Origin of the sequence: Azoarcus sp. CIB, assembly GCF_001190925.1 — a bacterium.
In the GTDB taxonomy this organism is placed as follows: Bacteria; Pseudomonadota; Gammaproteobacteria; order Burkholderiales; family Rhodocyclaceae; genus Aromatoleum.
Genome location: NZ_CP011072.1, coordinates 702077 through 714569 on the forward strand (window position 1 = coordinate 702077; position 12493 = coordinate 714569).

The 12493-nt window shown below is 68.1% G+C and carries 12 protein-coding genes; 7 read left to right on the forward strand and 5 right to left on the reverse strand.

Annotated features, from left to right (window positions below; all coding sequences use genetic code 11):
- Positions 1–1377: a M16 family metallopeptidase gene (locus AzCIB_RS03020; protein WP_083447126.1), complete on the reverse strand. Its 1377-nt coding sequence runs from the start codon at positions 1375–1377 to the stop codon at positions 1–3.
- A gap of 141 nt (positions 1378–1518) precedes the next feature.
- Between AzCIB_RS03020 and ftsY the strand changes: the two genes are divergently transcribed.
- The 4 genes from ftsY (at position 1519) to AzCIB_RS03040 (ending at position 5411) form a co-directional block, all read left to right on the forward strand.
- Positions 1519–2586, forward strand: coding sequence for a signal recognition particle-docking protein FtsY (gene ftsY, locus AzCIB_RS03025; protein ID WP_050414531.1), 1068 nt, complete (start codon positions 1519–1521; stop codon positions 2584–2586).
- Positions 2583–3245, forward strand: a complete 663-nt coding sequence (locus tag AzCIB_RS03030) for a cell division ATP-binding protein FtsE (protein ID WP_050414532.1) — start codon at positions 2583–2585, stop codon at positions 3243–3245. Before ftsY ends, AzCIB_RS03030 begins: the two co-directional genes overlap by 4 nt.
- Complete coding sequence (gene ftsX / locus AzCIB_RS03035; protein WP_050414533.1) at positions 3242–4144, forward strand: permease-like cell division protein FtsX; 903 nt, start codon at positions 3242–3244, stop codon at positions 4142–4144. Before AzCIB_RS03030 ends, ftsX begins: the two co-directional genes overlap by 4 nt.
- Positions 4145–4280: 136 nt before the next feature.
- Positions 4281–5411, forward strand: a complete 1131-nt coding sequence (locus AzCIB_RS03040) for a radical SAM/SPASM domain-containing protein (protein WP_050414534.1) — start codon at positions 4281–4283, stop codon at positions 5409–5411.
- A gap of 3 nt (positions 5412–5414) precedes the next feature.
- Here the strand turns inward: AzCIB_RS03040 and AzCIB_RS03045 are convergent, their stop codons facing one another.
- A complete protein-coding gene (locus tag AzCIB_RS03045; RefSeq protein ID WP_050414535.1) occupies positions 5415–7127 on the reverse strand; it encodes a PAS domain-containing hybrid sensor histidine kinase/response regulator in 1713 nt (570 codons plus the stop codon).
- Positions 7128–7417: 290 nt separating this feature from the next.
- On the opposite strand from AzCIB_RS03045, the gene AzCIB_RS03050 reads away from it, so the two are divergent.
- Positions 7418–7969, forward strand: coding sequence for a hypothetical protein (locus tag AzCIB_RS03050; RefSeq protein WP_050414536.1), 552 nt, complete (start codon positions 7418–7420; stop codon positions 7967–7969).
- Positions 7970–8036: 67 nt separating this feature from the next.
- The gene (locus AzCIB_RS03055) at positions 8037–9050 is read left to right on the forward strand and encodes a nucleoid-associated protein (RefSeq protein WP_050414537.1); all 1014 of its coding nucleotides are present in this window, start codon (positions 8037–8039) and stop codon (positions 9048–9050) included.
- A 21-nt stretch (positions 9051–9071) separates the two neighbouring features.
- Here AzCIB_RS03055 and AzCIB_RS03060 read toward each other — a convergent pair whose 3' ends face one another.
- From AzCIB_RS03060 to AzCIB_RS03070, 3 genes are all read right to left on the reverse strand, one after another.
- A complete protein-coding gene (locus AzCIB_RS03060) occupies positions 9072–10220 on the reverse strand; it encodes a methyltransferase (protein WP_050414538.1) in 1149 nt (382 codons plus the stop codon).
- A 48-nt stretch (positions 10221–10268) separates the two neighbouring features.
- On the reverse strand, positions 10269–10760 hold the full coding sequence (locus AzCIB_RS03065; protein WP_050414539.1) for an acyl-CoA thioesterase: 492 nt from the start codon (positions 10758–10760) through the stop codon (positions 10269–10271).
- Positions 10761–10909: 149 nt separating this feature from the next.
- Entirely contained in the window at positions 10910–11395 is a 486-nt protein-coding gene (locus tag AzCIB_RS03070; protein ID WP_050414540.1) for a bacteriohemerythrin, read from the reverse strand.
- 248 nt (positions 11396–11643) lie between these two features.
- On the opposite strand from AzCIB_RS03070, the gene otnI reads away from it, so the two are divergent.
- On the forward strand, positions 11644–12423 hold the full coding sequence (gene otnI / locus AzCIB_RS03075; RefSeq protein WP_050414541.1) for a 2-oxo-tetronate isomerase: 780 nt from the start codon (positions 11644–11646) through the stop codon (positions 12421–12423).
- Positions 12424–12493 lie beyond the last annotated feature (70 nt).

Genomic DNA, 12493 nt, shown 5'->3' on the forward strand with positions numbered 1-12493 from the left:
TCAGTGTCTCGCTCCCGGGACGGCTGCGCGCGGCTTCGCGTCGGCGGGCAGAGGCAGCGGGTCGAGACGGGCGCGGGTGAGGGTGTTGTCGGTGAAGTACTTGCGGGCGACGGCCTGGACGTCGTCGGAGGTGACCTTGCGGATGCCTTCGAGGAGTTTGTCGTCGTCGCGCCAGGACAGGCCGGTGGCTTCGAGGAAGCCGATCTCCATCGCCTGTCCCATCAGCGAGTCGCGCTTGTACACCTGGCCGGCGACGGTTTGCGTCTTGACCCGGCGCAGTTCGTCCTCGGCGACGCCTTCCTTCTGGATGCGTTCGATCTCGGCGCGCAGCGCGGCCTCGACCTCCGCGACCGACTTGCCGGCGGCGGGCGAGCCGTCGACGACGAAGAGTTGCGGGCCGCGGCCGGTGCCGTCGTAGCCGGCGCCGGCGGATACGGCGACCTGGTTTTCGCGCACGAGGCGGCGCGGCAGGCGGGCGCCGTCGTAGCCGTCGAGGATCGCGGCAAGCACCTTCAGCGCGTGCACGTCGCGGTCGTTCTCGGGGTCGCGCAGGGTCGGCGCGCGCCATGCAAGGGCGATGTAGGGCAGTTCGGCCGGCGCCTTCACGACGGTCTCGCGCGGTCCGAGCTGTTCGGGTTCGGTCGTGATGCGCCGCGGCGGCAGTGCGCGCGCCTTGATCGGGCCGTAGTGCTTGCGCGCCATGTCGAACACGGTCTTGTGATCGACGTCGCCGACGACGACCAGGCGCGCGTTGCCGGGCGTGTACCAGGTCTTGTGCCACTTGCGCGCGTCTTCCGCGGTCATCGTGTCGAGGTCCGTCATCCAGCCGATGATCGGTCGGCCGTAGGGATTGGCCTGGAAGGCGGTTGCCATCAGCTGCTCGCTGACGAGCGAACGGGGCTGGTCGTCGGTGCGCAGGCGGCGCTCTTCCTTGACGACTTCGAGTTCAGGCTTGAAGTTGGCGTCGGTGATCCTGAGGTTGCTCATGCGGTCGGCTTCGAGCTGCATCACGTCGGCGAGGCGCGAGGACGGGATCTGCTGGAAGTAGGCCGTGTAGTCGTGCGACGTGAAGGCGTTGTCGCGACCGCCGACCGCGGCGACACGCTTGTTGAATTCTCCCGGGCCGACCTTGTCGGTGCCCTTGAACATCATGTGTTCGAGCAGGTGGGCGATGCCGGAGACGCCGGCGGGTTCGTCCATCGCGCCGACGCCGTACCACACCATGTGGACGACGGACGGGGCGCGGCGGTCTTCCTTGACGATGATCTTCATGCCGTTCGCAAGCGTGGTCTCGTACGGATTGGCTTGCAGCGGGCCGGCCGCCACGGTGAGCGCGGCGGCCACGAATGCGGCGCGTGGAAAGGTCTGGCGAAACATGGACATGTCCTGCATCTGGTAGAATTTGCGGTTCACGTGGCCCGCGATCCGGGCATCCGATTCGGCGCGAAGCCGCATCTTAGCGTTATTGGCGGCCTGGCGTCCGCCGTCGTTAAAACCTCACAAGAGACCCGAGTGAGCATGTTTGGTTTCCTGAAGAAGTCCCCGAAGCCCGAACCGGCGGCGCAGCCGCAGGCGGAGCCCGCGCCCCCGGCCGCAGTCGAGGCGCCCCCGTCAGCGTCCATTCCGGCGCCCGCGGCCGAGCCGGAGGTCAAGCGCTCCTGGGCGGACCGCCTGAAGGCGGGCCTGTCGCGCACACGGCAGCAGATCGGCGGCGGGCTCGCGAGCCTGTTCGGCCGGCGCAAGATCGACGAGGATCTGCTCGAAGAACTCGAAACGACGCTGCTGATGGCCGACTGCGGCGTGGATGCGACGCAGCACCTGCTGGACGAGCTGCGCAAGCGCTGGAAGCGTGACAAGCTCGAGACCGCGGACCAGCTGCAGGGGGCGCTTGCCGAGGAGCTCCTCGCGATCCTGGCCCCGCTCGAGCAGCCGCTGGACGTTTCGGGGCATTCGCCCTACATCATCATGATCGCGGGTGTGAACGGCTCCGGGAAGACGACCTCGATCGGCAAGCTGGCGAAATACTTCCAGTTGCAGGGCAAGAGCGTGCTGCTCGCAGCCGGCGATACCTTCCGCGCGGCGGCGCGCGAGCAGCTCCAGACCTGGGGCGAGCGCAACAACGTGACGGTGATCGCACAGGAAGGCGGCGACGCCGCGGCGGTGATCTTCGACGCGATCAACGCGGCCAAGGCGCGCGGCATCGACGTCGTGCTGGCGGACACCGCGGGCCGGCTGCCGACGCAGCTCCACCTGATGGAGGAGATCGCGAAGGTGCGCCGCGTGATCGCGAAGGCCGAGCCGTCGGGGCCGCACGAGGTGCTGCTGGTGCTCGACGCCAACATCGGCCAGAACGCGCTGGCGCAGGTGAAGGCCTTCGATGCGTCGATCGGTGTCACGGGCCTCGTCGTCACGAAGCTCGATGGCACCGCGAAGGGCGGCGTCGTCGCGGCGATCGCGCGCCAGTATCCGCGTCCGCTGCGCTTCATCGGCGTCGGCGAGGGCATCGACGACCTGCAGCCGTTCAATGCGCGCGAATTCGTCGATGCGCTGTTCGAGCCCATCGCAGGAGCCGGCGGCGCGGCATGATCGTCTTCAACGAAGTCGTGAAGCAGTACCCCGGCGGCTATACGGCGCTCGCCGGGGTCAGTTTCGAGATCCGCCACGGCGAGCTGGCGGTGCTGTCGGGCCATTCGGGGGCGGGCAAGAGCACGCTGCTGAAGCTGATTGCAGCGATCGAGCGGCCGACTTCGGGCAGCGTGAGCATCAACGGGCAGGATGTCTCGGCGCTGCGCCCGCGTGCGATTCCCTACCTGCGCCGCAACCTGGGCCTCGTGCTGCAGGAGCACCGCCTGCTGTACGACCGCAGCGTGTACGACAACGTGATGCTGCCGCTGGTGATCACGGGGCATCCGCCGCGCGATGCGGCCAAGCGCGTGGCGGCGGCGCTCGAGCGCGTAGGGCTGTCCGGGCGCGGGCGCGAGATGCCGGCGGGGCTGTCGGGCGGCGAGCAGCAGCGCGTCGCGATCGCGCGTGCGATCGTGAATCGCCCGTCCATCCTGATCGCCGACGAGCCGACCGCGCACCTCGACACTGCCTACGCGGACGAGATCGCGAACCTGTTCAAGTCCTTCAACGCCGCGGGGGTCACCGTGCTGGTGTCGACGCACGACGAGCGCCTGTTCGCGCAGCACAGCCCGCGCCGGCTGGTGCTGCACAAGGGGCTGCTGCAGGGGGGCGTCCAGTGAGCAACTGGTTCTACTTGCACGGCCGCGCCTTCATGCAGGCGCTGCAGCGTCTCGGCTCGCAGCCGCTGGGCACGCTACTGTCGGCGCTGGTCGTGGGTATCGCGCTGTCGCTGCCGGCCGCGGGCTATCTGCTGATCGACAACGTCGCATCGCTCGCGCGCGGGGTGTCCGGTACGCCCGAGATCAGCGTGTTCATGACGCAGGATGCGTCGGGCGAGGACATCGCCGCGGCAGAAAAGCGGTTGCGGGGCGATGCGCAGCTCGCGGGCTACCGCCACGTGACGAAGGACGAGGCCTTGCGCCAGCTCGAGAAAAGCGGGTTGGGCGACGTGCTCGGCGGCCTCACCGCCAATCCGCTGCCGGACGCGTTCATCGTGACGCCGCGCGGCGAGGATCCCGCACTTTACGACAGCCTGCACGCGCGCTTCGCGGCCTGGCCGGGTGTCGCCCACGTGCAACTCGACTCCGCGTGGGTGAAGCGCCTGCACGCGCTGCTGGGGCTGGGCCGTTCGGCGGTGTTGCTGCTCGCGGGTCTGCTGGGCTTCGCGCTGGTGATCGTGACCTTCAACACGATCCGGCTGCAGATCCTTACGCAACGGCACGAGATCGACGTGAGCCGACTGCTGGGCGCGACCGACCCCTTCATCCGCCGCCCGTTCTACTGGTTCGGCAGCCTGCAGGGCCTGCTCGGCGGTTGCGTGGCGCTCGCGACCGTGTGGGCGACCGTGCATGCGCTCGGCGGGCCGGTGGCGAGCCTCGCGGAGACCTACGGCGCAGTGTTCGCGCTGACCGGGCCGGGGCCGCACGAGAGCGCGGCGATCCTCGGTTTTGCGACCTTGCTCGGTTGGCTCGGTAGCGCGATCTCGGTAAGGCGGCATCTGGCCGAGCGGCTGCGCTGAGAGGGCGTGAAGCCGCTCCCACAGAGAATGGTTTCGGTCCTGCGCATGCAATGACCCGCCCTGCATTGCGCGGTCCTCGCTATAATCTCCGCCCCCAATGTTGGGGGTAAATCTTTTCTCGGGATCGGATACGCACATGAATGCGCCGGAACTGCGTTCGCCCATTGTCGGCAACCGCGTCGAACTGAACATCTTCACGACGCTGACGTGCAACCTCAAGTGCTCGTACTGCTCGATCGCGGTTGGCGACGTCGTCGGCTCGCAGGGCAAGGCCGAGTATTCGCTCGACACGCTGGATGCCTTCGTCGCGACGCATCTCGCGGACAAGGAGATTTACGTCACCTTCTATGGTGGCGAGCCGACCCTCAACATCCCCTTCATCGTCGGGCTGATGGAACGCCACCCGACCTGGCGCTACCAGTTGCAGACCAACGGTACGCTGCTGCACCGCCTGCCCGACGCGGTGCTGGCGAAGCTGTCGAACGTGCTGGTGTCGGTGGATGGCGCGGAGCACACGACCGACCATTACCGCGGGCGCGGCGTGTATCGCAAGGTGACCTCGAACATCGAGAAGGTCCGCCCGAAGCTGGGCGGCAAGCTCACCGCGCGCGTGACCTGGGGGCACGAGGACATCAGCTTCGAGGAGCTCGACAGCCTGCTGCCGACCTTCGACTATGTGTACTGGCAGTTCGCGCAGGCCGAGGGTTTCTACGATGCCGAGAACATGCGGCGCAAGAAAGTCGCGCTGACGCAGCTGGTCGACAAGTTCTTCACGACTGATGGGCTGTATCCCTTCATCCCGCTGATGGGCACGGTGCGCAACAAGGTGCTGCCGTCGCGCGCGCGCGAGGCCTGTAGCGGGCAGACGCAGTGCCGCTCGTCGACGCACATCCTCAACATCCTGCCCGACGGGCGCATCTTCCCGTGCCCGGATCTCACGCACCTGCCCGAGCTGCAGAGCGGCGACCTGAACGCCAACTGGCTGAAGCCGAGCCCGCTGCAGCCCGCGTCGGAGATGCCGTGCGAAGGCTGCGAGGCGCTGTCCTTCTGTCGCCGCAACTGCATGAAGAACCTGTACGTCGGTTATGTGCTCGACGATGCGCCGTATCGCGAGCAGGTCGTCGAGCCGATCTGCGAGCTGGTGAAGTTCATGGGGGCGGAGATCGATCGGCGCGATCCGCACGCGTGGTACGCGCAGGCGTCGCTGCCGGTGCGGCGCGAGATCTCGGACTGCGAGATCTACGAGTATGTCGAAGTGATGCCCTGAGGCCTACGCGGGCCCGGTATCGAGGACTTCGCGCACGATCTGTGCGAGATCCTCGATGCGGTAGGGCTTGCTGATCATCCGGAATTCGCCGGGAATGGCTTCCAGCTCCAGCAGCGCGTTGCCGGTGTAGCCCGAGGTGTAGAGCAGCTTCAGGTCCGGGCGCTGCTGGCGTGCGCGGCGCGCGATCTCCGGTCCGTTCATGCCGCCGGGCAGGACGACGTCGGTGAACAGCAGGTCGATGCCGGGTTCCTGCGCGAGGAGCGCGAGCGCCGTCCTGCCTTCGGGCGCCTGCAGGATGCGGTAGCCGAGTCCCCCCAGCACGCGACAGACGAGTTCGCGGACCTTGTCCTCGTCCTCGACGACGAGGATCGTCTCGCTGCCCGAGGCGTCGGGACGGGGCGCGGGCGCGTCGGCGGACAGTGCGCCCGCCGGGCGGGCGACGATCGGGAGGAAGAGCTTTACCGTGGTGCCGGTGTCGGGCTCGCTGTAGATCTTCACGTGGCCGCCCGACTGCTTCACGAAGCCATACACCATCGCGAGGCCGAGGCCGCTGCCCTTGCCGGTTTCCTTGGTCGTGAAGAAGGGGTCGAAGGCGCGCTGGACCACCTCCGGCGGCATGCCGCAACCGGTGTCCGATACGGCCAGCATCACGTAGGCGCCGGGCTTTACGTCGCCCTCAAGGGCCGCGTAGTGCTCGTCGAGGCTCATGGCGCCCGTTTCGATGGTCAGGGTGCCGCCTTCGGGCATTGCGTCGCGCGAATTCACCGCGAGGTTCAGCAGCGCCGATTCGAGCTGGGTGATGTCGGCGAGCGCGGGAGGCAGGTCGGTGGCGGCATGGAACTTGATGTTGATGTGCTCGCCGAGGCTGCGCCGCAGCAGGCTGGTCATGCCGGCGATGAGGTCGTTGAGATCCAGCGGCACGGGGGCCAGGCGCTGCTTGCGCGAGAACGCGAGCAGGCGCCGGTTGAGCTCGGCGCCGCGCCACGCCGCCTCCAGCGCGCCGGTGATGAGCTCGGCGGCCGCGGGGTCGTTCTGCACGCGGCGCGCGAGGAGTTGCAGGTTGCCCATCACGACCGTCAGCAGGTTGTTGAAGTCGTGCGCGATGCCGCCGGTGAGCTGCCCGACGGCCTCCATCTTCTGCGCCTGATGCAGAGCGCGCTCGGCGGCGGCGCGGTCTTCCATCTCCGACTGCAGCGCGCGATTGGCCTGTTCGAGTTCGGCGGTGCGCTCGCGCACGCGCTGCTCGAGCTCGTCGCGCGCCTGGCGCAGCGCCGCCTGTGCCGCGTGGCGCTCGGTGATGTCGCGGATCGCCGCGGAGATGAGCACGGTTTCGCCGTTGCCGAGAGGGCTGAGGCTGATTTCGATCGGAACCTGCGAGCCGTCCTTGCGCTGGCCGGCGAGGTCCAGCCCGGTTCCCATGGGACGCACGGAGGGTTTCCCGATGTAGGCATTGCGCTTGCCGACGTGGTCACCGCGCAATTGCTGCGGGACCAGCATCTCGATCGACTGGCCGATTAATTCCGCGCGCGCATAGCCGAAGAGCCGCTCGGTCTGCGCATTGACGAGGATGATGCGGCCGCTGTTGTCCACAACGACGATTGCGTCAGGGGCAGTTTCGATGAGCTGGCGGGCGCGCTCCGCCTTCGCCCGGCTGCGGGCGAGCTCGTCCTCGAGGCGGGCGATTTCCGCCGCGTGTGACGTGCCGAATTCTTCCATCGGGTCCCCTCCGTGGCAGTAGCGGGACCAGCGGGCGTTCCGCACGCGTGCCTGCTCCGCCGTCCTCTTCTTGTGGTTTGTCTGCTGTTGATCGGGAGCGGCGGCTATCGGTTCCCGGAGTAAATGCCCTAGTCTGGCCCGCCGGTCTGTCCTATTAATGAATCGGGGTCTGCCAGAATAGGGAAGGGCCCTGCGGCAAGGGAAGGAACGGATTCACGGGCTGTGGCGGTCGGTGCTCAAACCGGCCGCCGGTCGCCGCGGGAACGCGGATCGGGGTTGGAGCATCGATCATGTTCGACAAGGAGCGATTCATTCACGACTGCACGCAGGCCGTGGCCGAAGGGCCGGCAGCCGTGCGCGAACGGGTGGCTGAGGCGGTCTCGGACGGCGCGGCGATCGTCGCGCAGCTCGGTGAGCCGAAGCATGCGGGCATCAACGCGCTGTACCGTTCGCCGGAACTCACGATCATCAACTTCGTATGGGCGCCGTGCATGAGCCTGATGCCGCACAACCACCAGATGTTCTCGGTGGTCGGGATCTATGCCGGGCGCGAGGACAACGTGTTCTGGCGCCGAACCGCCGGCAGCATCGAGGCGATCGGCGCAACTTCGCTGGGCGTGGGGGACGTCACCGCGCTCGAACGCGATGCGATCCATTCGGTGCTCAACCCGATCGGCAAGATGAGCTGCGCAATCCACGTGTATGGCGGGGACTTCTTCGCTCCGCCGCAACCGCGCAGCCTGTGGGACCACGAGACGCTGGCCGAGCAGGCGTGGGAAGTGGAGAAGGTGAAAGTGCTGTTCGAGCAGGCGGAAGCGCGCTTCAACGCGTGGCATCAGTGACGCGAAGGCGGTCGCGGGCGGGCCGGGGCGTGCGAGAATCGCGCCCCCGTCTGCACGAGATGTCGCCATGAGCCAGGTCCAGCACACCATCACCCACCTCGTCGTCCACAAGCTCCACCGCGCCGGCGAGAGCCCCGCGAGCGCCGAGCTGCGCGACAGCGCCTGCCGCGTCGACGATGCCGCAGTGCGCCTGGTCGAGCGCCTGTGCGGCCACTACGCGGACCGCAGCAGCAGGGGCTATGGGCGTTTCGCGGAGGAGGAGGGCGAGGCGGGCTCGCCGCTGCCGCGTCTCGTGCACGAACACGTCGTCGACAAGCGCCTCGACTTCGCCGCACTGTCGCTGCGCATGATGGACGCGCTGCGCCTGTGTGCGGACGAGGAAGGCGCGGAAGTCTCCGGCTACGTCGTGATCGCGCGCATCCTCGAAGGCGCGAGTGACTGCCTGTGGATTGCCGTGGTCGGCGAAGCGGTCGGCAGCGCCGTCACCGGCGCGCTCGACATCGTCGACTGCCTGCATCTCGACTTCTCGGCGCTGCCCGCGGCCGGGCGCATCGACCTCACCGGCTGGCAGCGCGGTGACGAGCGCTACGTCAGCTTCCTCAAGGGGCGCAGTGACGTCGCGCCGTGGTTCAAGCGCTTCCTCGGCTGCGGCGACGTCGTGATCGCGCTGAAGGAGACGAAGAAGCTCGTGCAGCGCCTGTCGGACTTCGCCGAGACGCAGCGCCTGGAGGCGCCCGCGCGCGACGCGATGCTGGAGCGCGCGCACGGCTACCTCGACGAACTCGGCGAGGCCGGCTCGCCGCTCGCGCTCGACGAGATCGCGCGCAAGGTGTGGCCCGAGCAGCCGGAACGCCTCGACGCGGCCCTTTCATCCGGTGAGGCGCCGCTCGCCAGCGGCTTCGTCCCCGATCGCCGCGCGATCCGCCCGCTGGTGCGCTTCCGCGCCGCCGGCGAGCAGTGGAAGCTGGAATTCGACCGCGCGAGCCTGCATTCGGGCGCCGTGCATTACGACCGCGGGAGCGACACGCTGGTGCTGTCGGGGCTGCCCGAATACCTCAAGAAGCTGCTGCAGGACGAGTGAGGCGCCGGCGCGCGCCGCTGCTCAGCGCGCAGCGAGGCGCCATAGCGAGGTGACCTCGGCAGCGCGCGCCGCATGCAGGGGATCGTCGGCGTCCTGCGCCTTGGGGTGCTTGGGGCGGGCGCCGAGACGGTCCAGCACCTGCAGGCCGGCGGCTTCGATCGCGGCGACGAGTTCGTCGCGCGAGCGCAGGCCGAGATGTTCGGCGAGGTCCGACAGGATCAGCCAGCCTTCGCCGCCAGGCAGCAGATGCGCGGCAAGACCGTCGAGGAAGGCTCGTAGCATGCGGCTGTCGGGGTCGTAGACCGCGTACTCGACCGGCGAACTCGGGCGCGCAGGCACCCACGGCGGGTTGCAGACGACTAGCGCCGCGCGGCCTTCCGGGAACATGTCGGTCTGCACGACTTCCACTCGTTTCGCGCAGCCGAGCCGGGCAAGGTTCTCGCGCGCGCAGGCAAGCGCCCGCGGATCCTGGTCGGTCGCGACGATGCGCGCGACACCACGCCGTGCGAGCAGAGCCGCGAGGACGCCGGTGCCCGTGCCGATGTCGAAGGCCGCTCCCTTCGCGAGGGCCGCGGGCAACGGCGCCTTCGCGACGAGATCGATGTATTCGCCGCGCACCGGCGAGAACACGCCGTAATGCGGATGGATCGACGCGCCGAGGGCCGGGATCTGCACGCCTTTCTTGCGCCATTCGTGGGCGCCGATCAGGCCTAGCAGCTCGCGCAGCGACGCGACGTAGGCTTCTTCGGCGGGGCCGTAGGCTTCGAGGCAGGCCGCCTGTACGTCAGGCGCGCGGCGCAGCGGCAGCGCGTGGCCGGCATCGAAGGGCAGGAGCAGCATGCCGAGCACGCGGGCGCGCTGGGCCTGCGCCTGGCGGTGCAGGTGGAAGCTCTCCGCCGCACTCTTCGCCGCGGCCGGCTTGCCGGGGCGGCGCGGCTTGCGCTCGATGCGCCGCGCCATCGCCTGCAGCAGCTGTTTCGCGTTGTGGAAGTCGCCGTGGTACAGCAGGGCCGTGCCCTCGCACGCGAGCCGGTAGGCCTGGTCGGCGGGCGTCTGGTCGTCGGCGAGCACGACCCGTCGGGGCGGCGGGCTGCCGCTTTCCGAGCGCCAGCGGGCCGAATGTGTCGCGCCGGTCTCGTCCTGCCAGACGATTTGCGGGTGATCTTGCATGAGGTTTCCTTTGAATGACTGCGCCACCCGCGGGGCGCAGGGGCCGGATCAGGCCTTGTCGGCCGACCCGTGGGTCTCGGCGAAGCGCCGTTCGAGTTCCAGTCGCAGCGCCTTGCGCGCCTCGGCCGCCTCGAAGCGCTGCTTCTCCTTCGGGCTGAAGGGGCGCAGCGCCGGAACCGGCACCGGTTTGCCGTCGTCATCGACGGCGACCATCGTGAAGAAGCAGCTGTTGGCGTGGCGCACTTCCTGGGTGCGGATGTTCTCCGCAACGACCTTGATGCCCACTTCCATCGACGACTTGCCGGTGTAGTTCACGCTCGCAAGGAAGGTGACGAGTTCGCCCACCATGATCGGCTGGCGGAACATCACCTGATCCACCGACAGGGTGACGACGTAACGCGCGGCGTAGCGGCTCGCGCAAGCGTAGGCGACCTGGTCGAGCAGCTTGAGCACGGCGCCGCCGTGCACCTTGCCGGAGAAGTTCGCCATGTCCGGTGTCATCAGCACCGTCATGGTGAGCTGGTGTGCGGGAAGATCCATCTGTGTTCTCGTCGGGGGGAGATTCGGGAGACTCGGGGGCGCGCCCTGTGTGCAGGGTCTGTCGGCGCGTTGCCGCTACCCGAGATTCTGAGCGCTCGCGCCGGGCGACGCAAACCCGCGCGTTTCCCCGGCGCCCCGCGACGTCGCGCTCACCAGAACTTCCACCACCACTTCTTCTTCTTCATCGTCGTCTTCACCTCTTCGGACCATTCCGAATAGCCCTTCAGGTCGGTGTTGCGGACGAAGTGATTGCCGAAGCGCTTGTCGCTTTCGTTGATGTGTTTCGTGAGCCACACCTGCAGGAAGTGCAGCAGTTCGAAACTGATCGATGCCTGGCCGCTGTCGAGCTTGTCCTGCAGCGACTTGACCTGGGCGATGAGGTCTTCGTGCTGTTGCTTGTGCAGATCGAGGCCGGAGTAGTGCGATACGCGCATCAGGCTCTCTTCCAGAAGGAAGTGGGTGCGCGTGTATTCGGCCAGCTGGTCGAGGATCGCGCGACACGCCTGGCTACCTTTGTGGTCGCGGATCGCGGCGTGCAGCTGGTTGAGCAGGTCGACCAGGATGCGATGCTGTTCGTCGATTTCCTGGATGCCGACGTTGAAGCTGTCGGACCATTCGAACAGGACTTGGCTCATCGGTGTTCTCCGTGCGACTTTGGAACTGTTATGCGGTACCGGCGGCCGTGGGGGAGCGCTGCCGGTACCGGATTGGCATCGTCGAATTATGCGCTGCGGAAAGGTGCCTGTCATGCCTCGGGCGGCGGCAGGGCAGCGACACCGATGCTGGCGCGGTGCGGGGAAGTCCGCGACAATCGCCGGGCCGCGGGGCGCTCGTCCCTGTACCCGCTCTCAGCTCATTCCGCCGTCCCGCGAGGAAGCCGCCCATGCCCAAGTTTGCCGCCAACCTGACGATGATGTTCAACGAGCACCCGTTTCCGCTGCGTTTCGCCGCGGCGGCGCGTGCCGGGTTCAGGGCCGTCGAATTCCTGTTCCCGTACGAGCACGCGCCGGCCGAGGTCGCCGCGTGGCTGAAGGCGCACGGGCTCATCAACGTCCTCTTCAACATGCCGCCGGGCGACTGGGCCGCGGGCGAGCGCGGCCTTGCAGCGCTGCCGGGCCGCGAGGCGGAATTCCGCGCGGGCGTGGTTCGTGCCCTGGACTACGCACAGGCGCTGGGAACCCCGCGCCTGCACGTGATGGCCGGTCTCGTCGTGCCCGGAGTGGCCCCCGGCGTGCAGCGCGCCCTGTACGTCGACAACCTGCGCCACGCGGCACGCGCCGCTGCGCAGCATGGCGTCACGGTGTTGATCGAGCCGATCAACACGCGCGACATGCCCGGATACTTCCTGAGCACGCAGGCCGAGGCGCACGCGATCCGTGAGGCAGTCGGCGAGCCCAACCTGCTGGTGCAGATGGATCTCTACCACGCGCAGATCATGGAAGGCGACATCGCCACGAAGCTGCGTCGCTACCTCCCTCACGTCGGCCACATACAGATCGCGGGCGTGCCGGCGCGCAACGAACCGGACGACGGCGAGCTCGACTACCGCTACCTGTTCCGCCTGCTCGACGAGCTCGGTTACGCCGGCTGGGTCGGCTGCGAATACCGGCCCAGCGGCAGGACCGAGGACGGGCTGGGATGGATGGGGGAGTTCAGGGCCTGACAGGCTGGGGGGTAGGCTGAAATCCCGCATGGGAATCGGGCGAACGCGACGCCACCCTCATTCTCCGGCT

What these genes read in the sequence shown, in the direction of transcription:
- AzCIB_RS03020 (WP_083447126.1), bottom strand. Translation starts at nt 1,377, where the DNA reads ATGTTTCGCCAGACCTTTCCACGCGCCGCATTCGTGGCCGCCGCGCTC.
- ftsY (WP_050414531.1), top strand. Translation starts at nt 1,519, where the DNA reads ATGTTTGGTTTCCTGAAGAAGTCCCCGAAGCCCGAACCGGCGGCGCAG.
- AzCIB_RS03030 (WP_050414532.1), top strand. Translation starts at nt 2,583, where the DNA reads ATGATCGTCTTCAACGAAGTCGTGAAGCAGTACCCCGGCGGCTATACG.
- AzCIB_RS03040 (WP_050414534.1), top strand. Translation starts at nt 4,281, where the DNA reads ATGAATGCGCCGGAACTGCGTTCGCCCATTGTCGGCAACCGCGTCGAA.
- AzCIB_RS03045 (WP_050414535.1), bottom strand. Translation starts at nt 7,127, where the DNA reads ATGGAAGAATTCGGCACGTCACACGCGGCGGAAATCGCCCGCCTCGAG.
- AzCIB_RS03050 (WP_050414536.1), top strand. Translation starts at nt 7,418, where the DNA reads ATGTTCGACAAGGAGCGATTCATTCACGACTGCACGCAGGCCGTGGCC.
- AzCIB_RS03055 (WP_050414537.1), top strand. Translation starts at nt 8,037, where the DNA reads ATGAGCCAGGTCCAGCACACCATCACCCACCTCGTCGTCCACAAGCTC.
- AzCIB_RS03060 (WP_050414538.1), bottom strand. Translation starts at nt 10,220, where the DNA reads ATGCAAGATCACCCGCAAATCGTCTGGCAGGACGAGACCGGCGCGACA.
- AzCIB_RS03065 (WP_050414539.1), bottom strand. Translation starts at nt 10,760, where the DNA reads ATGGATCTTCCCGCACACCAGCTCACCATGACGGTGCTGATGACACCG.
- AzCIB_RS03070 (WP_050414540.1), bottom strand. Translation starts at nt 11,395, where the DNA reads ATGAGCCAAGTCCTGTTCGAATGGTCCGACAGCTTCAACGTCGGCATC.
- otnI (WP_050414541.1), top strand. Translation starts at nt 11,644, where the DNA reads ATGCCCAAGTTTGCCGCCAACCTGACGATGATGTTCAACGAGCACCCG.